The 26,167-nt window shown below is 52.2% G+C and carries 20 protein-coding genes and 1 pseudogene; 15 read left to right on the top strand and 6 right to left on the bottom strand.

Annotated features, from left to right (window positions below; translation table 11 throughout):
- Positions 1-16: 16 nt before the first annotated feature.
- The 3 genes from MRY16398_RS19440 to MRY16398_RS19430 all read left to right on the top strand — a co-directional run bounded on the left by MRY16398_RS19440 (position 17) and on the right by MRY16398_RS19430 (position 1,975).
- Complete coding sequence (locus tag MRY16398_RS19440) at positions 17-199, top strand: Trm112 family protein (RefSeq protein ID WP_039078554.1); 183 nt, start codon at positions 17-19, stop codon at positions 197-199.
- Positions 196-942: a 3-deoxy-manno-octulosonate cytidylyltransferase gene (gene kdsB, locus MRY16398_RS19435; protein WP_071194686.1), complete on the top strand. Its 747-nt coding sequence runs from the start codon at positions 196-198 to the stop codon at positions 940-942. Before MRY16398_RS19440 ends, kdsB begins: the two co-directional genes overlap by 4 nt.
- A gap of 139 nt (positions 943-1,081) precedes the next feature.
- Positions 1,082-1,975: a YcbJ family phosphotransferase gene (locus MRY16398_RS19430; protein ID WP_039078556.1), complete on the top strand. Its 894-nt coding sequence runs from the start codon at positions 1,082-1,084 to the stop codon at positions 1,973-1,975.
- On the opposite strand, the gene elyC is transcribed toward MRY16398_RS19430, so the two are convergent.
- Entirely contained in the window at positions 1,952-2,731 is a 780-nt protein-coding gene (elyC, locus tag MRY16398_RS19425; protein WP_125125038.1) for an envelope biogenesis factor ElyC, read from the bottom strand. The genes MRY16398_RS19430 and elyC overlap by 24 nt on opposite strands.
- 117 nt (positions 2,732-2,848) lie before the next feature.
- Between elyC and cmoM the strand changes: the two genes are divergently transcribed.
- From cmoM to MRY16398_RS19390, 7 genes are all read left to right on the top strand, one after another.
- Positions 2,849-3,643 (top strand): tRNA uridine 5-oxyacetic acid(34) methyltransferase CmoM, encoded by a 795-nt coding sequence (cmoM, locus tag MRY16398_RS19420; protein WP_125125037.1) that lies wholly within the window; start codon positions 2,849-2,851, stop codon positions 3,641-3,643.
- Positions 3,636-4,958, top strand: a complete 1,323-nt coding sequence (gene mukF / locus MRY16398_RS19415; protein ID WP_039078559.1) for a chromosome partition protein MukF — start codon at positions 3,636-3,638, stop codon at positions 4,956-4,958. The genes cmoM and mukF overlap by 8 nt, the downstream gene beginning before the upstream one ends.
- A complete protein-coding gene (mukE, locus tag MRY16398_RS19410; RefSeq protein ID WP_039078560.1) occupies positions 4,939-5,643 on the top strand; it encodes a chromosome partition protein MukE in 705 nt (234 codons plus the stop codon). The genes mukF and mukE overlap by 20 nt, the downstream gene beginning before the upstream one ends.
- Positions 5,643-10,091: a chromosome partition protein MukB gene (mukB, locus tag MRY16398_RS19405; protein ID WP_125125036.1), complete on the top strand. Its 4,449-nt coding sequence runs from the start codon at positions 5,643-5,645 to the stop codon at positions 10,089-10,091. Before mukE ends, mukB begins: the two co-directional genes overlap by 1 nt.
- Positions 10,092-10,269: 178 nt before the next feature.
- The gene (gene ldtD / locus MRY16398_RS19400) at positions 10,270-12,129 is read left to right on the top strand and encodes a L,D-transpeptidase (RefSeq protein WP_108701728.1); all 1,860 of its coding nucleotides are present in this window, start codon (positions 10,270-10,272) and stop codon (positions 12,127-12,129) included.
- Positions 12,130-12,315: 186 nt separating this feature from the next.
- Positions 12,316-12,864 (top strand): YcbK family protein, encoded by a 549-nt coding sequence (locus MRY16398_RS19395; protein ID WP_125125035.1) that lies wholly within the window; start codon positions 12,316-12,318, stop codon positions 12,862-12,864.
- Between the two features lie 27 nt (positions 12,865-12,891).
- Entirely contained in the window at positions 12,892-13,539 is a 648-nt protein-coding gene (locus MRY16398_RS19390; protein ID WP_039078564.1) for an MBL fold metallo-hydrolase, read from the top strand.
- A gap of 46 nt (positions 13,540-13,585) precedes the next feature.
- Here the strand turns inward: MRY16398_RS19390 and MRY16398_RS19385 are convergent, their stop codons facing one another.
- The 4 genes and pseudogenes from MRY16398_RS19385 to MRY16398_RS19370 form a co-directional block, all read right to left on the bottom strand.
- Positions 13,586-14,776 (bottom strand): amino acid aminotransferase, encoded by a 1,191-nt coding sequence (locus tag MRY16398_RS19385; RefSeq protein ID WP_071194681.1) that lies wholly within the window; start codon positions 14,774-14,776, stop codon positions 13,586-13,588.
- Between the two features lie 185 nt (positions 14,777-14,961).
- Positions 14,962-16,061 (bottom strand): annotated as a pseudogene (locus MRY16398_RS19380) (porin).
- Between the two features lie 583 nt (positions 16,062-16,644).
- The gene (gene asnS / locus MRY16398_RS19375) at positions 16,645-18,045 is read right to left on the bottom strand and encodes an asparagine--tRNA ligase (protein ID WP_039078567.1); all 1,401 of its coding nucleotides are present in this window, start codon (positions 18,043-18,045) and stop codon (positions 16,645-16,647) included.
- A 192-nt stretch (positions 18,046-18,237) separates the two neighbouring features.
- Positions 18,238-18,699 (bottom strand): Lrp/AsnC family transcriptional regulator, encoded by a 462-nt coding sequence (locus MRY16398_RS19370; RefSeq protein ID WP_039078759.1) that lies wholly within the window; start codon positions 18,697-18,699, stop codon positions 18,238-18,240.
- 329 nt (positions 18,700-19,028) lie between these two features.
- Between MRY16398_RS19370 and dpaL the strand changes: the two genes are divergently transcribed.
- From dpaL to tnpA, 5 genes are all read left to right on the top strand, one after another.
- Complete coding sequence (gene dpaL, locus MRY16398_RS19365; protein WP_039078568.1) at positions 19,029-20,243, top strand: diaminopropionate ammonia-lyase; 1,215 nt, start codon at positions 19,029-19,031, stop codon at positions 20,241-20,243.
- 117 nt (positions 20,244-20,360) lie between these two features.
- Positions 20,361-21,650 (top strand): aromatic amino acid transport family protein, encoded by a 1,290-nt coding sequence (locus tag MRY16398_RS19360; RefSeq protein ID WP_125125034.1) that lies wholly within the window; start codon positions 20,361-20,363, stop codon positions 21,648-21,650.
- A gap of 27 nt (positions 21,651-21,677) precedes the next feature.
- Positions 21,678-22,916 carry a Zn-dependent hydrolase gene (locus MRY16398_RS19355; protein WP_125125033.1) on the top strand — a complete coding sequence of 413 codons (1,239 nt, stop codon included), beginning with the start codon at positions 21,678-21,680 and terminating at the stop codon, positions 22,914-22,916.
- A 19-nt stretch (positions 22,917-22,935) separates the two neighbouring features.
- A complete protein-coding gene (locus MRY16398_RS19350) occupies positions 22,936-24,099 on the top strand; it encodes a M20 aminoacylase family protein (protein WP_079496807.1) in 1,164 nt (387 codons plus the stop codon).
- A 180-nt stretch (positions 24,100-24,279) separates the two neighbouring features.
- Positions 24,280-24,714, top strand: coding sequence for an IS200/IS605 family transposase (gene tnpA, locus MRY16398_RS19345; protein ID WP_107224832.1), 435 nt, complete (start codon positions 24,280-24,282; stop codon positions 24,712-24,714).
- Positions 24,715-24,801: 87 nt separating this feature from the next.
- Here tnpA and pncB read toward each other — a convergent pair whose 3' ends face one another.
- Positions 24,802-26,004: a nicotinate phosphoribosyltransferase gene (gene pncB / locus MRY16398_RS19340; protein WP_039078571.1), complete on the bottom strand. Its 1,203-nt coding sequence runs from the start codon at positions 26,002-26,004 to the stop codon at positions 24,802-24,804.
- Between the last annotated feature and the right edge of the window lie 163 nt (positions 26,005-26,167).

Raw genomic sequence — 26,167 nt, 5'->3', positions numbered from 1 at the left:
TCCGCCAGGAGGAAATATGGATCATCGGTTACTGGAAATCATCGCCTGCCCGGTTTGTAACGGCAAACTCTATTACAGCCAGGATAAACAAGAACTGATTTGCAAAGTGGATAGCCTCGCTTATCCCGTGCGCGAGGGCATTCCAGTGCTGCTGGAAAACGAAGCGCGCTCATTAACAGAAGAAGAGAGTCGGCCATGAGTTTCGTTGTCATTATTCCAGCGCGTTACGCGTCCACCCGTTTACCGGGCAAACCTTTGGTTGATATCAATGGGAAACCCATGGTGGTGCATGTGCTGGAACGTGCGCGTGAGTCAGGGGCGGCGCGCGTTATTGTTGCGACCGACCATGCTGATGTTGCGCGTGCGGTAGAAGCGGCGGGTGGAGAGGTTTGCATGACCCGCGCCGATCATCAGTCCGGAACGGAGCGTCTGGCCGAAGTTGTCGAAAAATGTGGTTTCAGTGATGACACCGTGATCGTCAATGTGCAAGGCGACGAACCGATGATCCCGCCGGCCATTATTCGTCAGGTGGCAGAAAACCTGGCCGCTCGCGACATTGGCATGGCTACGCTGGCAGTGCCGATTCATCATGCCGATGAAGCATTTAATCCGAACGCGGTGAAAGTGGTAACCGACGCGCAGGGCTACGCGCTCTATTTCTCGCGGGCGACCATTCCGTGGGATCGTGACCGTTTTGCTGTTTCTCGTGAGACAATTGGTGATACCTTCCTGCGTCATATCGGTATTTACGGTTATCGTGCCGGTTTTATCCGCCGTTATGTAAACTGGGAAGCCAGTCCGCTGGAAAATATCGAAATGCTGGAGCAGCTACGCGTACTGTGGTACGGCGAAAAAATTCACGTCGCTGTTGCGACGGAAGTTCCGGGTACAGGGGTTGATACGCAGGAAGATCTGGTGCGCGTGCGCGCTGAAATGCGTTAATTTTCCCTTCTCAATCCCCTCACTCTGAGGGGATTTGCTTTTTTCCAGCAAATTCTCGTATTGATTTGATCTCATCAGGTGACATCCCGTCATCCGGCGCTCATTATAAAAGCAGTAGTCTTCATGAGGGCAATCTGATATGGAACAACTGCGCGCTGAATTAAGCCACCTGCTGGGTGAAAAGCTGAGCCGCATGGAATGTGTCAGCGAGAGACCTGATACGACGTTATGGTCCTTGTATGACAGCCAGGGAAATCCGATGCCGTTACTGGCGAGGAGTTTTTCCACCCCTGGCCTTGCACGTCAACTGGCATGGAAAATCTCAATGCTGGCACGCAGTGGCACGGTACGTATGCCTGTCGTGTATGGCGTAATGACCCATGAAGAACATCCAGGGCCAGATGTCCTGCTTATGGAACGCCTGCGCGGCGTGCCGGTTGAAGCGCCTGCACGTACCCCCGAACGCTGGGAACATCTGAAAGATCAAATCGTGGAAGGGTTATTGTCCTGGCACAGACAGGACAGCCACGGCTGTGTGGGAATGGTGGACAATACTCAGGAGAACATCTGGCCCTCCTGGTATCGCCAGCGGGTAGAAGTACTATGGACCACGCTGAATCAGTACCACAATACGGGGCTCACGATGCAGGATAAACGTATCCTCTTCCGCACCAGGGAGTGCCTGCCGTCGCTGTTCGAAGGGTTCAACGACAATTGTGTACTGGTGCATGGCAATTTCAATTTGCGCAGTATGTTGAAAGATGCCCGGAGCGACCAGCTTCTGGCGATGGTCGGGCCGGGTATTATGCTCTGGGCGCCGCGAGAATATGAGTTGTTCCGCCTGGCGGATGGCCCGCTGGCCGAAGGGCTGTTCTGGCATTATCTCCAGCGCGCACCGGTCGCAGAATCCTTTATGTGGCGGCGCTGGCTCTATTTGCTGTGGGATGAAGTGGCGAAACTGGTGAATACCGGCCACTTCAGTCGCCCCAGTTTTGATTTGGCGTCTAAGTCACTCCTTCCCTGGCTTTCCTGAGTCACCTTTCAACCACTGCCAGAGCCGCCCCAGTGTTTCATACCCGACCCGGTCGCTGTGCATAAGCCAGACCGGGGACGGGATGGCGCGTTCCCACGGATTGAGAGGGGAAACGATAGCCATCTGATTCGCGGGAGCGGGCAGGGGATGGAGCCCCGCATTACGGAAGAAAACCATTGCCCTTGGCATATGGGATGCGGACGTCACCAGTAAAAAAGGCACATCGCCAATAGCCTGTTTGACGGCGGCAGCTTCCTCTTCGGTATCTTTCGGTGAATCCAGGGTGATGATATCGCTGCGCGGTATGCCCAGGCTCTCCGCCACTCTGGCTCCGGCTTCTGCTGTGCTGACCGGGTTCGTTTTTGCCGCCGCGCCGGTAAAGATTAATTTCGCACCAGGATTCTGATGTAACAAGCGAATGCCCTCGTTCAAACGTGGCAGGCTGTTATTAATGAGATTTGAGCTTGGTGCCCAGGCGTCATTCCAGGTGTAGCCGCCGCCCAGAACCACGATATATTTGAACGTTTCTGCGCCGCGCCAGGTGGGATAGCTATCCTCGATGGGTTTGAGCATTTTGTCCGCAACGGGTTGCAGACTCAGCAGCAGAAGAATCAACCAGCTTGCGCTAATGATGCCTTTGCCCGTTTTTTGCCAGCGACTGAACCAGACAAGCAACAGCCCAATCCCAATCAATATAAGCAATGCCGGCAGGGGCAGCATCAGGCCGCCAATGTATTTCTTGAGCGTAAAAAGCACGCGTCCGTCTCCTTTTTAACCATACAGCAGGCGTTTTGCGTGGATCTTACACCAGATGGGTTCATTCTGAGCACGGCTGTGACAAAATAGCGGTTTTGTCAGGATCGCGGAGCGGCCATGCAGGATCGTAATTTCGATGACATCGCGGAAAAATTCTCCCGCAATATCTATGGCACGACCAAAGGTCAACTGCGTCAGGCGATCCTCTGGCAGGATTTGGATAGGGTTCTCGCCGAAATGGGCGATCGCACGCTTCATGTACTGGATGCGGGCGGCGGAGAAGGCCAGACAGCGATTCGTGTGGCAGAACGGGGTCATCATGTGACGCTGTGTGATGTGTCGCAGGAGATGATTGCGCGTGCTACCGCAGCCGCAGAAGAGAAAGGTGTGAGCGGTAACATGCATTTTGTACAATGCCCCGCTCAGGACATTGCGCAACATTTGGAATCGCCCGTCGATCTGATATTGTTCCATGCTGTGCTCGAATGGGTCGCTGAACCGGTGGACGTTTTGCGAACGCTGTGGTCGGTTTTAAAGCCCGCGGGGACATTGTCGTTGATGTTTTACAATGCTAATGGCCTGTTGATGCACAATATGGTGGCAGGTAATTTCGACTATGTGCTGGCGGGTATGCCTAAAAAGAAAAAGCGCACATTGTCCCCGGATTATCCGCGACATCCGGATGAAGTCTATAGCTGGCTGAATGCGATTGGCTGGCAGATCACGGGGAAAACGGGTGTTCGGGTGTTTCACGATTACTTACGCGAAAAACACCAACAACGTGACTGTTTTGACTCCTTGCTTGAACTTGAAACGCAATATTGTCGTCAGGAGCCGTATATCAGCCTGGGGCGTTATATCCATGTGACCGCGCTCAAGCCGCAGAGAGATGAAAGGATGAACGATGAGTGAATTTTCCCAGACAGTTCCCGAACTGGTTGCCTGGGCCAGGAAAAACGATTTCTCTATCACGCTTCCGGTAGACAGACTGTCGTTTTTGCTGGCGGTTGCCACGCTGAACGGTGAACGCCTGGATGGCGAAATGAGCGAGGGAGAGCTTGTTGATGCGTTTCGCCACGTCAGCGAAGCATTTGAACAAAGCGGCGAAACCATTGCTCAGCGTGCGAACAATGCCATAAACGATATGGTGCGTCAGCGCCTGTTGAACCGTTTTACCAGCGAACTGGCTGACGGTAATGCCATCTATCGTCTGACGCCGCTCGGCATTGGCATTACCGATTACTATATCCGCCAGCGCGAGTTTTCTACGCTGCGCCTGTCCATGCAGTTATCTATCGTGGCGGGAGAACTGAAACGCGCTGCTGATGCCGCAGATGAGGGTGGGGATGAATTCCACTGGCATCGCAACGTCTATGCGCCGTTGAAATACTCGGTGGCAGAAATTTTCGACAGCATCGATCTCACCCAGCGCGTGATGGATGAGCAGCAGCAGTTAGTCAAAGATGATATCGCTCAGTTATTGAATAAAGACTGGCGTGCGGCTATTTCAAGCTGTGAGCTGTTACTCTCCGAAACCTCCGGTACGCTGCGTGAATTACAGGATACGCTGGAGGCGGCAGGGGATAAGCTGCAGGCGAACTTATTACGTATCCAGGACGCGACGCTGGCGCATAACGATCTGGAGTTTGTCGACCGGCTGGTTTTTGATTTACAGAGCAAGCTGGACCGTATCGTCAGTTGGGGACAGCAGGCTATCGATTTGTGGATTGGCTATGATCGCCACGTACACAAGTTTATTCGTACCGCTATCGATATGGATAAAAACCGCGTATTTGCCCAGCGTTTGCGCCAGTCGGTACAGGGTTACTTCGATGCTCCCTGGGCATTGACCTATGCGAACGCCGACAGGCTGCTGGATATGCGCGATGAAGAGATTGCGTTGAGCGATGCCGAGGTTACAGGTGAGCTTCCGCCTGACCTGGAATATGAAGAGTTCAACGAAATCCGCGAACAACTTGCGGCGATGATCGAAGAACAACTGGCGATATATAAAACCAGACAAGCTCCACTGGATCTTGGGCTGGTTGTACGCGAATATCTGGCGCGGTACCCGCGCGCGCGGCATTTTGATATCGCGCGGATCGTCATTGATCAGGCGGTACGCCTCGGCGTAGCGCAAGCAGATTTCACCGGCCTGCCAGCAAAATGGCAGCCGATTAATGATTACGGAGCCAAGGTACAGGCGCATGTCATTGACAAATATTGAACAAGTGATGCCGATCAAATTGGCCCAGGCGTTGGCAAACCCACTCTTTCCGGCGCTCGACAGTGCGCTGCGCTCAGGCCGCCATATCGGCCTTGATGAGCTGGATAATCACGCCTTTTTAATGGATTTCCAGGAATTTCTGGAGGAGTTTTACGGGCGTTACAACGTTGAGTTGATCCGTGCGCCAGAGGGTTTTTTCTACCTGCGCCCGCGCTCGACAACGCTGATCCCACGCTCGGTGCTGTCTGAACTGGACATGATGGTCGGTAAAATTCTTTGTTACCTCTATCTCAGCCCGGAACGTCTGGCCAATGAAGGTATCTTCACTCAGCAGGAGCTGTATGACGAGCTGATGGCGCTGGCAGACGAAGCCAAACTGTTGAAGCTGGTGAATAACCGCTCAACCGGTTCTGATTTGGATCGCCAAAAATTACAGGAAAAAGTGCGTTCCTCCCTGAACCGCCTGCGTCGTCTTGGCATGATCTGGTTTATGGGTAACGACAGCAGCAAGTTTCGTATTACCGAGTCTGTGTTCCGCTTCGGCGCGGATGTGCGCTCTGGTGACGATGCACGCGAGGCTCAGCGGCGCTTGATCCGCGACGGTGAAGCCATGCCTGTAGAAAATCACCTGCAGCTCAATGATGAGAACGAAGACAATCAGCCGGATAGTGGAGAGGAAGAATAATGATTGATCGCGGTAAATTTCGCTCACTGACGCTGATTAACTGGAACGGTTTTTTTGCCCGTACGTTTGACCTGGACGAACTGGTGACCACGTTGTCCGGGGGAAACGGTGCTGGTAAATCCACCACCATGGCGGCGTTCGTCACCGCGCTTATCCCGGACTTAACGCTGCTGCACTTCCGTAACACCACCGAGGCAGGCGCGACGTCTGGCTCTCGTGACAAAGGCCTGCACGGTAAACTGAAAGCCGGGGTCTGCTACTCTGTTCTTGATGTGATCAACTCGCGTCATCAGCGCGTGCTGGTGGGGGTTCGCCTGCAACAGGTGGCCGGTCGCGATCGTAAAGTCGACATCAAACCGTTCGCTATTCAGGGGCTGCCAACGGCGGTTCAGCCGACACAACTGCTGACAGAAACGCTTAACGAGCGTCAAGCGCGCGTGCTGCCGTTGCAGGAAGTGAAGGAAAAGCTGGATGCGATGGAAGGGGTGCAGTTTAAGCAGTTCAACTCCATCACCGATTATCATTCTCTGATGTTCGATTTGGGCATCGTCGCACGTCGCTTGCGCTCAGCATCCGATCGCAGCAAATTCTATCGCCTGATCGAAGCGTCGCTGTATGGCGGTATCTCCAGTGCGATCACCCGTTCTCTGCGCGACTATCTCTTGCCGGAAAATAGCGGTGTACGTAAAGCCTTCCAGGATATGGAAGCGGCACTGCGCGAAAACCGCATGACGCTGGAAGCGATTCGCGTTACCCAGTCGGATCGCGATCTGTTCAAGCATTTGATCAGTGAAGCGACTAACTATGTGGCGGCGGATTACATGCGCCATGCCAACGAACGACGTATTCACCTCGATCAGGCGCTGACATTCCGTCGCGATCTGTTCAGTTCACGGCAAAAGTTGGCGGCTGAGCAATACAAACATGTCGATATGGCGCGCGAACTGGCAGAACACACCGGGGCAGAAGGGGATCTTGAGGCTGACTATCAGGCCGCCAGCGATCACCTGAACCTGGTGCAGACCGCGCTGCGCCAGCAGGAAAAAATTGAGCGATACGAGTCGGATCTGGACGAACTGCAAATCCGCCTTGAAGAACAAAATGAAGTGGTGGCCGAAGCTACCGATCATCAGGAAGAGAACGAAGCGTGCGCCGAGGCCGCTGAACTGGAAGTGGATGAGCTGAAAAACCAGCTTGCCGACTACCAACAGGCTCTGGATGTGCAGCAAACCCGCACGATTCAGTACAATCAGGCACAACAGGCCTTACAGCGTGCAAAAGAACTTTGCCAGCTACCGAACCTGACGGCAGAAACGGCAGACGAATGGCTGGAAACCTTCCAGGCGAAAGAGCAGGAAGCTACAGAGAAACTCCTGTCGCTTGACCAACGTATGAGCGTGGCGCAAACCGCGCACAGCCAGTTTGAACAAGCTTACCAGTTGGTCGTCGCTATCAATGGTCCGCTGGCCCGTGATGAAGCCTGGGATGTCGCACGTGACCTTTTACGAGAAGGGGTAAACCAGCGCCATCTGGCAGAACAGGCGCCATCGCTGCGCGCGCGTCTGAACGAACTGGAACAGCGTCTGCGTGAGCAACAGGATGCTGAACGCATGCTGGCGGAATTCTGCAAACGGCAGAATAAACAGTACGACGCTGACGAACTTGAGGCTCTGCATCATGAGCTGGAGGCGCAAATTGCCGCGCTTTCCGAGAATGTGGCCATGGCCGGTGAGCAGCGTATGGCGTTGCGCCAGGAGCTGGAACAGCTACAGTCACGCATCCAAATATTGACCCAGCGCGCACCGATTTGGCTGGCAGCGCAAAGCAGCCTGACCCAGTTGTGTGAGCAGAGCGGCGAGCAGTTTGAATCCGGCCAGCAAGTGACGGAATACCTGCAACAATTGCTGGAGCGTGAACGCGAAGCTATCGTTGAACGCGATGAAGTCGGGGCACGTAAGCGTGCGGTGGACGAAGAAATCGAACGTCTGAGTCAGCCGGGTGGCTCCGAAGACGGGCGTCTTAACACGCTGGCTGAACGCTTTGGCGGTGTACTGCTCTCTGAAATTTACGATGACGTTAGCCTTGACGATGCGCCCTATTTTTCCGCGTTGTATGGCCCATCACGTCACGCGATCGTGGTCCCGGACCTCTCCCTCATTTCGGAACAGCTTGAAGGGCTCGAGGATTGCCCGGAAGATCTCTATCTGATTGAAGGGGATCCGCAATCTTTCGATGACAGTGTGTTCAGCGTCGATGAGCTGGAAAAAGCGGTGGTGGTTAAGATAGCCGATCGTCAGTGGCGCTACTCCCGTTTCCCGTCGGTGCCGCTGTTTGGTCGTGCCGCACGTGAAAGCCGTATCGAAGGGCTCCACGCCGAGCGTGAAGAGCTTGCCGAGCGTTTTGCCACATTATCCTTCGACGTGCAGAAAACGCAGCGCCTGCATCAGGCCTTCAGCCGTTTTATCGGTAGCCATCTTGCCGTGGCGTTTGATCCAGACCCGGAAGCTGAAATTCGTACGCTCAGTGGCCGCCGTGGTGAACTGGAGCGCGCGCTGAGTAATCATGAGAATGACAACCAGCAGAACCGCATGCAGTTCGAGCAGGCGAAAGAGGGGGTTGCTCAGCTTAACCGCCTGCTGCCACGCCTGAGCTTGCTGGCAGATGAAACCCTGGCCGATCGCGTTGATGAAATTCAGGAGCGGCTGGACGAAGCTCAGGAAGCCGTGCGTTTTATTCAACAGTTTGGCAACCATCTGGCGAAACTGGAGCCCGTTGTTTCCGTACTGCAAAACGACCCGGAACAGTATGAACAACTGAAAGAAGATTATGCGTACTCCCAGCAAGTGCAGCGTGAAGCACGACAGCAGGCATTTGCGCTGATCGAAGTTGTACAGCGCCGGGCGCACTTTAGCTATTCCGATTCTGCGGAAATGCTCAGTGGCAATAACGATCTCAACGAGAAGCTGCGTCAGCGGCTCGAACAGGCAGAACGTGAACGTAGCCGTACACGTGAGGCGCTGCGTAGCCACGCGGCCCAGCTCAGTCAGTACAACCAGGTATTGGCATCGCTGAAAAGCTCGTTCGATACCAAAAAAGAACTGCTCAACGATCTACAAAAAGAGCTGCAGGAAATTGGTGTGCGTGCCGACAGTGGCGCGGAGGAGCGCGCGCGTATTCGTCGCGACGAGCTGCATGCCCAGTTGTCCGGCAACCGTGCCCGCCGCAATCAACTGGAAAAAGCGCTGACCTTCTGCGAAGCGGAAATGGATAACCTGACCCGTGCGTTGCGTCGCCTTGAACGTGATTATCATGAGATGCGCGAACAGGTCGTCACGGCGAAAGCAGGCTGGTGTGCGGTGATGCGAATGGTGAAAGATAACGGCGTTGAACGTCGCTTGCATCGTCGTGAACTGGCTTACCTTTCTGGTGACGAACTGCGTTCAATGTCGGATAAGGCGTTAGGTGCGTTGCGCCTCGCCGTGGCGGACAACGAACATCTGCGTGATGTGCTGCGTATGTCGGAAGATCCGAAACGTCCGGAGCGTAAGATTCAGTTCTTTGTCGCGGTTTACCAGCATCTGCGCGAACGTATCCGCCAGGATATTATTCGTACTGACGATCCGGTGGAAGCTATCGAACAGATGGAGATTGAACTTAGCCGTTTGACGGAAGAGCTAACCTCCCGCGAGCAGAAACTGGCGATCAGCTCTCGTAGCGTGGCGAATATCATTCGTAAAACGATTCAGCGCGAACAGAACCGTATCCGTCAACTTAACCAGGGGCTGCAAAACGTCTCCTTTGGTCAGGTACACAGTGTCCGTTTGAATGTTAACGTCCGCGAGAGTCATGCAATGCTTTTGACGGTGCTTTCCGAGCAGCATGAGCAGCATCAGGACCTGTTTAACAGCAATCGCCTGACCTTCTCCGAAGCACTGGCGAAACTGTATCAACGCCTGAATCCGCAAATCGATCTTGGTCAGCGTACGCCGCAAACCATCGGCGAAGAGTTGCTTGATTACCGCAACTATCTTGAGATGGAAGTGGAGGTCAACCGTGGTTCGGATGGCTGGCTGCGTGCGGAATCCGGGGCCCTGTCGACCGGTGAGGCTATCGGTACCGGGATGTCTATCCTCGTGATGGTTGTTCAGAGCTGGGAAGACGAGGCGCGACGTCTGCGTGGTAAAGATATTTCGCCATGCCGCTTGTTGTTCCTCGACGAGGCAGCACGTCTGGATGCCCGCTCCATCGCAACCTTGTTCGAACTCTGCGAACGCCTTGAAATGCAATTGATTATTGCGGCTCCGGAGAACATCAGTCCAGAAAAAGGCACCACCTATAAACTGGTGCGTAAAGTCTTCCAGAACCACGAGCATGTTCACGTGGTGGGTCTGCGCGGCTTCGCGGCTCAGCTACCGGAGACATTACCTGGTACGGCAGACGCTTCTTAACGGTTCGCTTAAACAATGAGGGTGGCAGAGATGCCGCCCTTTTTCTTTTCTGAAACACCGCACCCGACCACGCGCTCTTCTTTAAACTTCTTTACATTTGGTAAGGCAAATGCTTTTTTGTCTTTATATACTGATAGAAAGAGCATTGTGAGTGTAATGAAGAAACAGGGGGCAAGGGATGTTGCTTAAGAAATCGTATGGTCGTCGGATGTCGACATTGAGTTTATGTCTGGCATTCGCATTTGCTCCGCTGTTTAGCGCTCAGGCCCTGGCCGATGAGCCTGAGGTGGTACCGGTTGACAGTTCCGCGACGCTTGGCGATCAACCCACGGCATTATCGCAGCCGCTGGAACAGTCGCCTGCGACGGCAATGATGGCAGGCTTGCAGCCTTATCCGGCAGCAGATGCGCCTGCTAACGCGCGTAGCGCATTGCAGGCACTCTTGCCTGCTAACTGGACACCGGTCTACATGGATTCGCTTTCCGCGTTGTATGCCGCGCGTGAAATGAAGCCGATGTGGGATAATCGTGATGCCGTTCAGGCTTTCCAGCAACAACTCGCCGAAGTCGCGATTGCCGGTTTCCAGCCGCAATTCACGACCTGGGTTGGGCTGTTGACCGATCCGAATATCTCAGGAATGGCGCGGGATTTGGTCTTATCGGACGCCATGATGGGGTATCTGCATTTCGTCGCCGGTATTCCGGTGAAAGGCAACCGCTGGCTCTACAGCAGTAAACCTTACACGCTGGAAACACCGCCGCTGTCGGTAATCAATCAGTGGCAATTAGCGTTGGATAAAGGCAACCTGCCGCAATTTATCGAAACCCTTGCACCTCATCATCCGCAGTATGCTGCGATGCATCAGTCTTTACTGACGCTGGTGGCAGACAATTCACCGTGGCCGCAGTTGACCAGTACCGTTTCACTGCGTCCCGGACAGAAGAGCAGGGATGTACCCGCGCTGCGTGAAATCCTGCAACGTAGCGGCATGATGGATGATGCACCGAAAATCGCGCTGCCCGGCGATGATGCAACGAGCAGCGTCGTCAGCCCGTCTGCCATCGCGGTTGATACGGCGGGAACAACAACGGCGCAGTTGACCAAAAAAGCGAAACCAGCAAGTACGCTCAGCAGCGACTATGACCGCCAGTTAGTTGCCGCAGTCAAACGCTTCCAGGCCGCTCAGGGGCTGCATGCCGACGGCGTGATTGGGCAGTCGACCCGCGACTGGTTGAATGTAACCCCAGCCCAGCGCGCCGGGGTTCTGGCGCTGAACATTCAGCGTCTGCGTTTGCTGCCGGGTAAACTCTCCACGGGGATTATGGTTAACATCCCGGAGTATTCGCTGGTCTATTATCTGAACGGCAACCAGGTGCTGGCCTCCCGCGTGATTGTCGGGCGACCGGATCGCAAAACGCCGATGATGAGCAGTGCGCTGAATAACGTGGTGGTTAACCCGCCGTGGAACGTACCACCGACGCTGGCACGCAAAGACATTCTACCGAAAGTATGGAATGACCCAGGCTATCTGGAACGGCATGGTTATACCGTGCTGCGTGGCTGGAACAGTAAAGAGGCTATTGACCCGACGATGGTGGATTGGGCAACCATCACGCCATCTAATCTGCCTTTCCGCTTCCAGCAGGCGCCGGGCGCGCAAAACTCGCTCGGCCGCTATAAGTTCAATATGCCGAGTTCTGACGCTATCTATCTTCATGACACACCCAACCATAATCTTTTCCAGAAAGATGCGCGAGCGTTGAGCTCAGGCTGTGTGAGGGTGAATAAAGCCTCTGAGCTTGCCAATATGCTATTACAGGATGCGGGATGGAACGACACGCGGATTTCCGATGCATTAAAACAAGGAGATACCCGTTACGTTAATATCCGTCAAAATATACCGGTGAATCTTTATTATTTGACCGCATTTGTTGGCGAAGATGGTCGTACCCAATATCGTACAGATATTTACAATTATGATCTGACGGCGCGATCTGGCGCACAAATCCTGGCGAAAGCCGAACAATTAATCAGGTAAATGAAGCAGTTCGGGAAATAACATTGTCGTAATAATTAGCGAAAACGGGCCGGATCTGCTGTAAGGCCCGTCTTTGCTGGGGTTTGGCTACCTTGACGCAGACGTTTTTGCCCGGTAAGGTGCCTTTCGTGCGCAATAAAAGTGCATAAATTACGATCACTTTGTTATCTTGCAGACCTGATTATCATGGACAAATTTGACGCTAATCGCCGCAAATTGTTGGCGTTAGGTGGTATTGCCCTTGGTGCAGCCATCTTCCCTCAACAAGCATTTGCAACTCTTTCCACCCCACGTCCGCGTATTTTAACGCTGAATAATCTCCATACTGGAGAAACAATTAAGGCGCAGTTTTTCGATGGCCGGGGCTATATTCAGGATGAATTAGCAAAGCTCAACCATTTTTTCCGTGATTATCGCGCGAATAAAATTAAAACCATCGATCCACGACTGTTTGATCAACTTTATCGCCTGCAAGGTTTGTTAGGAACAAGCAAACCGGTGCAACTGGTCTCGGGATACCGTTCTGTCGACACGAATAACGAACTCCGGGCTCACAGTTCTGGTGTTGCCAAAAAAAGCTATCACACCAAAGGACAGGCGATGGATTTCCATATCGAAGGGATTTCTCTGAGCAATATTCGCAAAGCTGCGTTATCTATGCGTGCAGGTGGTGTAGGATATTACCCCAGCAGCAACTTTGTGCATATTGATACCGGGCCGCTACGGCACTGGTAAAACTCAGTTAAAAGAGACAGGAGCAGTATGAACTATCGTATTATTCCGGTTACCGCCTTCTCCCAGAACTGCTCGTTAGTCTGGTGTGAGCAAACCCGGCTGGCAGCAATAGTGGATCCCGGTGGCGATGCTGAACGCATCAAACAGGAAGTTGCAGCCTCCGGCGTGACGTTAACGCAAATACTGCTTACCCATGGTCATCTTGATCATGTTGGTGCGGCTGCCGAGCTGGCGCAGCACTATGGCGTGCCAGTGATTGGTCCGGAAAAAGAAGATGAGTTCTGGCTGCAAGGGCTACCCGCCCAAAGTCGTATGTTTGGTCTGGATGACTGCCAGCCGCTGACGCCGGATCGTTGGTTAAACGAAGGCGACACGGTGAGCGTAGGCAATGTGAGACTGGATGTTTTGCATTGCCCTGGGCATACGCCAGGGCACGTGGTTTTCTTTGATGCGCAATCCCGGCTGTTGGTGTCCGGCGACGTTATCTTTAAAGGCGGCGTAGGGCGCAGTGATTTCCCGAAAGGCAATCATGGGCAGTTGATTGATGCCATCAAAACCAAACTGTTGCCTCTGGGGGATGATGTGACCTTTATTCCTGGTCACGGCCCGATGTCCACGCTTGGCAACGAGCGGCTACATAACCCTTTCCTGCAGGATGAGCTGCCGGTCTGGTAAAACAAAAAAGGTCGCATTCGCGACCTTTTTTATTATCTATTGTCGTTTATAACACCGCGACGATAGCTTCACACAGCGGCGACATGTTATCCGGTGTCATGCCCGCAACGTTAATACGTCCTGATGCAACCGCGTAGATAGCGAACTCTTCACGCAGACGGAGCACCTGCTCTTTGGTCAGGCCGCTAAAAGAGAACATGCCGTTCTGACGGGTGATAAAGCTGAAATCGCGATCCGCCCCTTTTTCTTGCAGGGTATTTACAAACAGCAGACGCATACGCTGAATGCGCTGGCGCATGTCTGTCAATTCTTGTTCCCAGATGGCACGCAGCGCATCGTTGCTCAGGATCGTTGCCACAACGGAGGCACCATGAGCCGGCGGGTTAGAGTAGTTAGCGCGGATGGTTGACTTCATCTGGCTGAATGCACGGTCTGCTGTCTCCTGGTCCGCGGCCACCAGCGTACAGGCACCGACACGTTCATTGTACAGACCGAAGTTTTTCGAGAAGGAGCTGGCGATGATCAATTCTTTATGCAGCGCGGCAAAGGCGCGCAGACCTTCTGCGTCTTCTTCCAGACCGCGGGCGAAACCCTGATAGGCAAAATCGAACAGCGGCAGCCAGCCTTTTTCAATGGATAATTTAGCCAGTGTCTCCCACTGCTCAAGCGTCGGATCGATACCGGTCGGGTTATGACAGCAACCGTGGAACAGTACGATATCACCCGCTTGCGCGGCTTCGAGACTTGCAACCATGCCGTCGAAATCCAGCGCGTGGTTTTGCGCGTCATAATAGGCGTAATCACACACTTCAAGGCCGGCGGAGTTAAACACGCCTTTATGGTTCGGCCAGCTTGGATTACTTACCCAAATACGTTTTGCTGAGGTGTTTTTCGCCAGGAAATCAGCGGCAACACGCAGGCCACCCGTACCGCCCGGGGTCTGCGCGGTGCGCGCACGTTTGTCATTAATAATCGCGCTGCCTTTGCCGAATAGCAGTTCCTGCGTGCAACGACCAAACTCAGGAATACCGTCGATGCCGAGGTAATTTTTTGTGTTTTCGTTTTCCAGCAGATACTGCTCCGCTTTTTTAACGCTGGTCAGTACCGGCGTTTTCCCGGTTTCGTCTTTATAGACACCAATACCAAGGTTGATTTTGCCAGGACGTTCATCGGCGCGAAACAGATCGGCCAAACCCAGAATAGGGTCAGCAGGGGCAGCGGTAATATTCTCAAACATGACGAGGTTCCATTATGATGACAGAAGGGAGATCCGCTATCAGGTTAACGGTTGATGTGACAATTGCCAACCGTTTGCGATAAAAAGCATGCGTCTTTTTAGAAGTTAGTCTTTTTGGCGGCGAGACAATAAAAAAACAGGGCCGAAGCCCTGTTTTTCACGCATATAATAACGAGGTGTGCTGATTAGAACTGGTAAGTTACAGCCATCGCAACCTGGTCATCACGACCATTCACGATACCAACGGCCTGGCTGTAATCGCTCTTGTCGATCAGGTTCAGCTGGTAGTCAACATAGATGTTGAAGTTTTTGTTGAAGTAGTAGTACGCACCGATTTCAACATATTTCTGCAGATCTTCGTTGCCGCCAGCGAAGGTTGCGCCATTAGCTGTACGACCTGCCAGGTCCTTGCCTTTAGACTGAACGTAGGACAGGGACGGACGCAGACCGAAGTCGAACTGGTACTGAGCCATTGCTTCGAAGTTCTGAGTTTTGTTAGCAAAAGTACCGTCAGCTTCGCGAGTCATATTGCGAGTTTCGGAATAAACAGTTGCCAGGTAGATGTTGTTTGCGTCGTATTTCGCACCAACAGCCCATGCTTCTGCCTTCTCACCTTTACCGTCTACAGTCTGACGGTTAGTACGGTCAGAGTTGCTGTAAGCGCCGATTACGCTAAAGCCTTCTGCGAAGGAGTAACCCAGAGAGTAACCAACGCCGTCGCCATTAGAGGTTTTAACGTCAGTACGATCGTTTTTACCCTGGTACTGGATACCCATGCTCAGACCATCAACCAGACCAAAGAAGTCGGTGTTACGGTAGGTCAGGACGCCAGTAGTACGGCCAGTCATGAAGTTATCAGAGTAGTTAGCCCAGGTCATGCCAGAGAAGGATGGGGCAACGTCGGTGTAAGATTCTACGTCGTAGACGATACCGTAGTTACGACCGTAGTCCAGAGAACCAGCGTTGTTAACTTTGATACCAGCGAAAGCCAGACGGTTACGGGTACCCTGTGAACCTTCTGCATCGCTTGCCAGCGCACGGTATTCCCACTGACCGTAACCGGTTACATCGCTGTTGATCTGAGTTTCGCCTTTGAAACAAACTGAGCGTAGGTGTTGTCGTTGCTGTTGGTGTTGTCACCAGAGGTCACGAAGTCGTGCTCACCAACAACTTTACCGTACAGGTCCAGTTTGTTGCCGTTTTTGTTGTAAACTTCTGCAGCGTTAGCTGCACCAGCTACCAGCAGGGCAGGGATAACCACTGCCAGGATATTGCGCTTCATCATTATTTATTACCCTCATTGGTTTTTTTGTACACCTGCCACTGCCGCCAATAAATTCCGTCAATAAAAATTTACGGAACTATTGATGAGAGTTTGGTGTCTTTCTGTGTCTGAGAGGCATCTTTCCATTCATATAATCGTTTCGCTAGCCTGAAAGTGCTACAAATGTCTTAAAGAGGTTACAAAAAGCAATTATGTGTAAGAATTTATGTATTTTAAGGAACTTTGTGAACCACCTCAAAGTTCGGGAGCGATCGTTGTCAAAAACAACGGCCTCATAACTATATATATGAATTGCTTATGTTTAATTGAGATAAGGGTGAATCTTGTACAGGAACCATTCTCATCTTGCTTTTTCTCACCGACCTTTTTAGCCGTCTGGAAAGCTGTGCGATTTTTATCCAGACGTGCTATCAGATGAGATAAAACTAACCCACAATATAAGTGTGCTTTATTTTTTGTTCAGAAGTATTTCACAGATAAAACGCCGATAAAGATAGGGAAGCGTTAACCGGTCCATGATGTCCCGGTTAGGGTGAAGGAATAATGAAGAGCAAAAAAAGCCAGCATATGCTGGCTTTTATCATTAAAACGTGGCGCTACGAGGTGTGCGGGGGAACGGGATAACATCACGTACGTTTTGCACGCCGGTGACATAAGCGATCAGACGCTCAAAGCCCAGGCCGAAACCTGAATGCGGTACGGTGCCATAACGGCGCAGATCGCGATACCACCAGTAGTCTTCTTTATTAAGACCCATTTCAGCCATACGCGCATCCAGCACATCCAGACGCTCTTCACGCTGCGAGCCGCCGATGATTTCACCAATGCCCGGCGCCAGAACATCCATCGCTGCTACGGTTTTACCGTCATCGTTAAGGCGCATATAGAAAGCCTTAATGTCTTTCGGGTAGTTTTTCACAACGACCGGTGCTTTAAAGTGTTTCTCGGCCAGGTAGCGTTCATGCTCGGAAGAGAGGTCAACGCCCCAGTAAACCGGGTTTTCAAACTTCTCACCGCAATTTTCAAGAATGGTCACGGCGTCGGTGTAGTCCACTTGCGCGAAATCAGCCGCAACAAAACGCTCCAGACGGGCAATTGCATCTTTATCAACGCGTTCAGCGAAGAACTTCATGTCATCCATACGCTCAGTCAGAACTGCGTTGAAGGCATATTTCAGCATCGCTTCCGCCAGACGGGCGTTATCTTCCAGATCGGCAAATGCCACTTCCGGCTCCAGCATCCAGAATTCCGCCAGGTGACGGCTGGTGTTGGAGTTTTCCGCGCGGAACGTTGGCCCAAAAGTGTAGATTTTGGACAGGGCGCAGGCATAGGTTTCGCCGTTCAACTGGCCCGATACGGTCAGGAAAGACTCTTTACCAAAGAAATCTTTGTCGAAATCGACTTTACCCTGATCGTTACGCGGCAGGTTTTCCAGATCCAGCGTGGAAACGCGGAACATTTCACCCGCACCTTCGGTGTCAGATGCGGTAATCAGCGGCGTGGAAACCCAGAAGAAACCCTGCTCATCAAAGAAGCGGTGCAGCGCCTGCGCCAGCGTATGACGAACACGGGCGACAGCGCCAATCAGGTTGGTACGCGGACGCAGGTGCGCCACTTCACGCAAATACTCGATGCTGTGGCGTTTCGCCGCCATCGGGTAAGTGTCCGGGTCTTCAACCCAGCCGGTGACTTCTACCTGAGTCGCCTGCAGCTCGAAGCTCTGGCCTTCACCGGGGGACTCCACCACTTTGCCAGTGACAACAACGGAGCAGCCGGTGGTCAGATGAAGAACTTCTTCATTGTAATTGGGCAGAGAATTATTAATGACAGCCTGTACAGGATCAAAGCAGGAGCCGTCATAAACGGCGAGGAAGGAGATGCCAGCTTTTGAATCTCGGCGGGTACGTACCCATCCGCGCACGGTGACTTCTTGGTCAACGGTAACGCGGCCCTGGAGTACGTCGGCTACAGGCACAACGCTCATAATATTCTCTCTGTTAATTGTCTGGAAAAGATCATCGTTTGTCCGCCCACAAAGGGGGGATACCTATGTTACCTGGCGAGCGCCATCAGACAAGTAGAATTCGCAGCGAAAAGGGGGATTTCGGAAATTAATCTTTTCTCAACGTGAAGAGCGTGATGGTGGGGCGCATTTTAGCAACGGTGCAAGCATGCATTATTCGATCAAGACGGTCATTTCTTGCTTGGCATTTTGCATTGAGACAATCGTCTTAAATGATTTAATGTTGCCCGAGACAAAAAACAGCTCGCGGGTCAGCATTTCATATTCGGCCATATCGCGCACATTTATCACCAGCAGGAAATCAAAATCACCTGTCACGTAGTAAACCTGCTGCACCTGTGGGCAATTCACAAAGCGCTGTCGATCTTCTTCTAATAAATCGAGACGCTCATTAGCCACCATCACCTGCGCCATGATGGTGATCGGCCTCCCGACTTTACTGGCGTCCACGATGCTGACATTCGCCTTCACGACCCCGGCCTCTTCCAGTGCGGCAATACGTCGATTTACCGCCGATGCGGACAAATTCACCAGGTCGGCAATTTCTCGCTGCGAGAGACGATTGTTGCGTTGCAGAAGGGTCAGAATTTTTTTATCCCAGGCATCAAGCGTCATCATTTTGAACTCCCTCTTTTTTGTGATTCAGATCACTTCACGCAATTTTGTTGCGCTTAGGTGGTGAATCAGAGTGAAAATTGCATGGTTTCGGGCAATTTTGCGTCATTTAACAGCCACAAGCATAGTACCATTTCAACCAGTGGAATAAACATCATTGAAATAGCGAGCGCTGAAAGTGAATGCATTTATCGACGCGGTCTGGTCCTGATGTTTATTTAATTACCCGCATTCTTTTTTGATGACGCTGCTTGAGCAATCATTTGATCCGTTATGATTCTACATCGTATTCAACTAAACATGATATTCATGGGAGAAAAGGTATTTGTATGACGGAAATCATTAAATATAAATTTAACGACCGCCGAACAACGTATGGTTCAGGTACTGATTTAAGTGTATTAAATTCGTCAGTGGCTGACGAGGTATTGTCTTTCCATAAGAAATTCCCACAATATTCCGTGACCCCATTGCGCAATTTGCCTTTTTTAAGTCAGCGATTGGGGCTGGGGGCGATTCATATTAAAGATGAATCACAGCGTTTTGGCCTTAATGCCTTTAAAAGTCTGGGCGGCTCTTATGCGGTAGGGAAATATCTGGCTGAAAAAATCGGTCGTGACATTAACGAGCTCACCTTTGCCGCGTTGAATTCACCCGAAATGAAAAAGCAGATCGCCGATATCGTCTTCGTGACGGCGACAGATGGCAATCATGGGCGCGGGATCGCATGGGCTGCAGAACAACTGGGACTGAAAGCGGTTGTTTATATGCCAAAAGGTTCCTCGGTTATCCGCGCGCAGAACATCCGCCACCACAGTGCCGAATGTACCATTACCGAACTGAACTATGATGACACCGTGCGTTTCGCCCATCAGCAAGCGCAAGAGCACGGATGGGTATTGCTGCAGGACACGGCGTGGGAAGGTTATGAACAGATCCCAACATGGGTCATGCAGGGCTACATGACCTTAGCGATTGAATCCTGGCAGCAACTTGAAGAGCGCGGCGAACCTCTGCCAACGCATCTGATTTTGCAGGCGGGGGTTGGCTCATTCGCCGGGAGCATCATGGGGTACTTTATTGAAAGAATGAAAGCGCAGGCCCCCACCATCATCATCGTCGAGCCGCGCAAAGCAGACTGCCTGTACCAGTCGGCCATGATCGATGACGGGCAACCCCATAGTGTGGGTGGCGATATGGCAACCTTGATGGCGGGGTTAGCCTGTGGTGAACCCAATATCACCAGTTGGCCGATGATTCGTGATTATACGAGCTGTTTTATTTCAGCAGATGACCGACTGGCGGCCAACGGGATGCGTATTTTAGCCGCGCCGCGGCCGGGAACCGATGACGCTTTTATTTCCGGGGAGTCAGGCGCTATTGGCACCGGGTTTATTTATGAACTGATGAGCAATCAATGTCACAAGGAATTAAAAGAACGCCTGAACCTGAATAAACAATCGCGTGTCCTGCTTATTAGTACGGAAGGCGATACCTCTCCGGATGTTTATGAAGATATCGTATGGTTTGGTCGCAGCGCCTGATATTTCTTATGCATAAAAATGGGGCGGCAATATTACCCTACACGCCCTAAGACTTTACTCGTCCTGACAATAAATAAAAAGACGCGATAACGCGGAAAAAATAAGAGAACATCACCTATGAAAAATATAGCGACCCTTGAAGAAAATGAAATAAGCAATCCGCAAAAATGGCACGGCGAGGACATCGTCTGGGTCCTGGGATTATTTGGCACGGCTATTGGTGCAGGCGTGCTTTTCTTGCCCATTAACGCCGGCATCGGGGGGTTCTGGCCGTTGTTGATTGTGTTTGCATTAGCCTTTCCGATTACATACCTGGCTCACCGTGGCCTGGCGCGCTTTATCTACTCCTCCAGCACGCCGGAAAGCACCATCACCGATGTAATTGGTGAACATTTTGGTGCCCTGGCTGGGAAAACATTCACGGTTATCTATTTCTTTGCCATCTATACCATTCTGATTATGTATGCGGTTGCCATCACCAATACGGCGCAAAGCTTTATTACGCACCAGTTGGGCATGAAGGAACCCCCGAGGGCGCTGGTGGCTATCGCGCTTATCATTGGGCTGATGTTTATTGTGCGCCTGGGCCAGCAGTTCATCATGCGCGTGATGAGCACGCTGGTGTATCCTTTCATTATCTCGCTGATTTTTATGGCGCTGTTTCTTATTCCTCAGTGGAATGGTGCCATTCTTGAGACTACGACCCTGAGCCATGTGGGGGAGGGGCACGGCATTCTGATGACGCTATGGATGACGTTTCCAGTGCTGGTGATGTCGTTTAATCACTATCCGATTATCTCGCCGTTGGTGGTGCGCCAGAAACAACGCTATGGACTGAAAACGGCCGACAAAAAATGCGAACAAATTCAACGCTATGGCATTGTGCTGATGGTAGTTGTGGTGCTGTTTTTTGTCCTCAGCTGCGTGTTGAGTTTATCACCTCAGCAACTGGCAGAAGCCAAAGCGCAAAACCTTTCCATCCTTTCGTACCTGGCGAATCACTTTGATACCCCGATTATCGCCTGGCTATCCCCCATCATCGCCTTTGTTGCCATCACGAAATCCTTTCTCGGCCATTACATCGGCGCTTATGAATCCTTACGCGACATGATCGTTGAAGCCGCCAGATCGAAAGGAAAGAAACCGGGGATCCGCCTGGTGGACAGCATGATTTTTATCTTTATGGTTGCGACCTGCTGGTTCGCCGCCTGGAGAAACCCCAGCATTCTGGGAATTATTGAAAGCATCAGCGGGCCGACCGGTGCGGCGATTCTGTTGCTGTTGCCGATGTACGCCATCCACAAACTGCCCGTACTGGCACCGTACCGGGGCAAAATCAGCAACGTTTTTGTCACGGTTATCGGCCTGATTACGGTCTCCGCCATCTTCTACGGCATGGCGAAGTAAAGACACGATAAAGAGGGAAACAGCAATATGAGTCAACATCTGCAGATCAACGGTCAACGACTGGTTGATTCACTTTTCGAGCTGGGCAAATACGGCGCGCTGGAGGGTGGGGGCGTTTGCCGCCTGGCCGCGACGGCGGAAGATAAAGCGGGCAGGGACTTTGTGGTTGCCCGCATGCAGGCCTTGGGGCTTGCCATCCGCGTTGATGCCATTGGTAATGTGACGGGTGTTTATGCTGGTGAACGCGACCTCCCGATGGTCATGATGGGTTCGCATATTGATACCGTGGGGACCGGCGGCCTTTACGATGGTAATTACGGCGTGATGGCCGGGCTGGAAGTGATTGCCACGCTTAAGGAAGCGGGTATTCGCCCCATACGCCCGATTGCGGTGACCTTCTTTACGAATGAGGAAGGCGTGCGTTTCCAGCCGGATATGATGGGCAGCGTGGTGTTTGCCGGTGACTATCCGCTGGAGAAGGCATTAGCAGCCAAAGATCTGGATGGTATCACGCTTGATGAAGCGCTTGTCGGGATTGGCTACAAAGGTGACCACCAGCCTGGCAATATGGCTGTTGATAGCTATGTCGAGCTGCATATCGAGCAGGGGCCGATTCTGGACAAAGACGGCATTGATATCGGCGTTGTCACTGGCGTGCAGGGGATTTCATGGAGTGAATTCACCTTTAGCGGCGTATCAAACCATGCAGGTACGACGCCGATGGCGATGCGCCACGATGCGGGGCTGGTGGCGGCGAAAGTGGCGGTTTTTGCCCGAGGACTGGCGCAAGAGTTTGGCGGTAATCAGGTAGCTACCGTCGGGCATATGACCTTTAAACCCAATCTCATCAATGTAATCCCCAACCATGTCGTCATGTCGGTGGATTTACGCAATACCGATAACGATGCACTACAGCGCGCTGAAAGTCAGTTGAAAGACTATGTTGCCAAAACGGCGCAGGAAGAGGGCGTGGAGGTCGCAACACGTTCACTGGTGCGCTTTAAGCCGGTGATTTTCGCCGATGAGATCGTGGATGCCGTTGAGGATGAAGCCCGGTCACAAGGGTTGAGCTATCGGCGATTGCCCAGCGGCGCAGGCCATGATGCGCAGTTTATGGCCTCCGTTTGCCCGGCCGGGATGATATTCGTGCCCTGTGTCGGCGGTATCAGCCATAACGTCAAAGAACATACCGACGCGAAAGACCTGATCGCCGGCGGCAACGTATTGCTGCAGGTGGTCTTAACGCGCGCCCAGAGAACAGACTAACGACATGACCGGAGAATTTATGAATCAGGAACAGTTAAAACAGCAGTTAATGGCATGGCGTCATCATCTTCATGCACATCCCGAAAGCGCATTTGAAGAGGTCAAAACATCGGCATTTATTGCACAACAGCTTGAGAAAATGGGGATCGAAGTTCATCGCAATCTGGGCAAAACCGGGCTGGTGGGAGTGCTGAAATGCGGTGAAGGTAAAGGTGTTATTGGCATTCGCGCTGATATCGACTGCATCCAACTTACCGAGCAGGGCGAACATACCTACCGTTCCACCACGCCTGAACGGATGCATGGCTGCGGCCATGACGGACACACTTCTATTGCGCTGGGGGCAGCGCAGTTACTGGCTCAGCGCAAAAACTTTAACGGCACGGTGTGCTTTGTGTTTCAGCCTGCAGAAGAACCCGGCTATGGTGCGAACGCGATGATGGTCGATGGTGTGTTGACCCGTTTTGGTATCGAAGAGATTTACGGCCTGCATAATATGCCCGGGATGAAAGCCGGGACGATAGCGACCCGCGTCGGTGGCATTATGGCCAGCGAAGACAACTTTGTTATTCGCATTCAGGGGCAGGGTTCCCATGCGGCACGTCCGCATATGAGCAAAGACCCGCTGGTGATTGCGGCGGAGATCATTCTCACGTTGCAGACGATTGTCTCGCGTAACGTCGATCCCAACGTCCCGGCAGTGATTTCATGCACCGAACTGCACACGGATGGCATCCGTAATGCGATCCCCGGGCATGTTGAAATCAAAGGCGACACGCGCAGCTATTCACCACAGGTACAGGCACTGCTTGAAGAGCGGATGCGTACCATTTGCGAGGGCATTTGCGCCATGCACGGGGCGCAGTGTGAATTTTCCTACACCCACGAATTTGCTCCGACGGTGAATCACGAGGTTTGCGTGGATGTGGCGGTGAACGCGGCGAAGAACGTGGTGGGAGAAGAAAACGTCGACGGCAACGTTCAGCAGATGATGATTTCTGAAGACTTCGGCGCCTTTTTACAGCACATCCCTGGTTGCTTTATCTTCCTGGGTAACGGTGACGACAGCGATGCAAAAGGCGCAACGCCGCTGCATAACGCCTGTTACGATTTCAACGACGACATCCTGGTGACCGGGGCGGAATATTTCGCCGAGGTCATCAGAACACGTCTGCCTCTTTAAACAGAATAACGCCGGGAATCAGGCATAAAAAAAGCGTCCATATCGGGACGCTTCTTTTGTTGTCACCCCTAAACCACCTCCTGGGGAGGTGGTGATTGATCCTGTAAGGCTATAGCCTGAAGAATGCCCATGCCGGAATATCTCTGCTTACTCACCACAAGTAAAAGGAGACAAACCGACATGGGGCTTTACAGGAGTTCATCACATGTATATTGGCGTTGCAAATACCACATAGTATGGACGCCAAAGTACCGTTTCAGGATCCTGAAAGATAATCTGGGCAAGGAACTTTACAGGACAATCTACATCCTATGCGGAATAAAAGATTGTGAGGTTCTGGAGTTAAATGTTCAGCCAGATCATGTACATCTGGTTGTAATAGTCCCGCCGAAAATCTCGATATCAACCCTGATGGGGCATCTGAAAGGCCGCAGTGCAATCAGGCTCTACAATCGTTTTCCACATATAAGAAAGAAACTATGGGGTAACCATTTTTGGTCCCGTGGCTACTTTGTCGATACGGTGGGAGTGAATGAAGAAATTATCAGGAGATATGTGAGGCATCAGGAGAAAAAGGAACAAATGCATGAACAGCAGATGGAATTGCTAGAGTAGTAACAGGAATGAGACAGTAGCCCCCCTTATAGGGGGCATTCTAAAAAGCCACCTTCTAAGAAGGTGGTCTTTTACTCTGTCAGAACGTTAGCTGGCTTTCTTCACCTGCGGCAGGTCAAACGCTTTGCGTAACGCACGCACAAACGCTTTGTCGTGACAAATCGTTTTTCCAGGGCTGTCAGACAACTTCGCCACCGGTTTGCCGTTACACTCAACCAGCTTGATGACGATATTCAACGGCTTCACATGTGGAATGTCGCAGGTCAGCCGCGTGCCAATACCGAAGCCCAGTTTGATGCGGGAGGCGAAGTGGCGGTAGAGATCCAGTGCTTTATTCAGATCAAGATTGTCTGAGAAAATCAGTGTTTTCGATAACGGATCGATGCCGAGCTTCTCATAATGCGCGATGGCTTTTTCACCCCATTCCACCGGGTCGCCCGAGTCATGGCGTAGCCCCTGGTAACGTTGTGCAAACACCGGTCCGAAATCACGCAGGAAGGCATCCATGGTGATGCAGTCTGTCAGGGCAATACCAAGTTGCTCCGGGTACTCTTCCAGCCACGCGGCCAGTGCAGCACGCTGACTGGTAGCCAGATCCGGGCTGATTTGCTGATGCGCCTGGAACCATTCGTGCGCCTGAGTTCCCATTGGCGTAAGCGACAGACGGCGCGCCAGATCGTAATTACTGGTGCCAATAAACCACGGTTCTTGTTTGAGACGTTCCACGATAGCGTACTGTACATCGCGCGAGAAACGGCGGCGCGTACCGAAATCCATCAGACGGAAGCCTGACATATCCAGCTCTGCGGTGCGGGTAGCAAAATCTGCCAGTTTCGTTTCAAGATGTAGCAGGGCCTGCTGAACACCCACTTGTGGAGAGCGGCAGCGATGCACCAGTTCACTAATTACCGCCAGTAGCGGCACTTCCCACATGATGACTTCACGCCATGGCCCGGACATACGAATGTTCAACTTGCCATTATCATTAATGACAGTCACTTGCGACGGGTCATAACGGAAATTACGTAACCACTGCAGGTAATCCGCTTTGAAGAAGGGGAGGCCGGACAGCCACTGGTATTCGTCTTCCTGCAGGCGCAGATGTTGCATCGCGTCAATTTCTTCGCGAATTGCGCTGGCATAAATGCCCAGAAGGTCGTCGCCGCGGCAGCGAAACTCCGCTGTGACATGCACATCGTAATAGTGATGGAACACCGCCTGTTGCATATGCAATTTGTAGGCATCAGTATCCAGCAGCGTCTGCAGAGCAGGGGGAGCGAGTCGTGTCATGGTGCGCCGTAGCATCCTCTCACAGGAGCGTTTAGTACAATAAACAAAGCAGGTGGAAACCGCTGGAGTATACCTTGTTTATTGATTTATTGAACCCCGATCACACCATAAGGCGCAAAACGGGTCGAGGGCATTTCGTGCCGCGTGTTACTAAAATGTATAA

Origin of the sequence: Phytobacter sp. MRY16-398 (genome assembly GCF_003925915.1) — a bacterium.
Taxonomy (GTDB): Bacteria; Pseudomonadota; Gammaproteobacteria; order Enterobacterales; family Enterobacteriaceae; genus Phytobacter; species Phytobacter diazotrophicus.
This window is presented reverse-complemented; position numbering and strand designations above follow the sequence as displayed.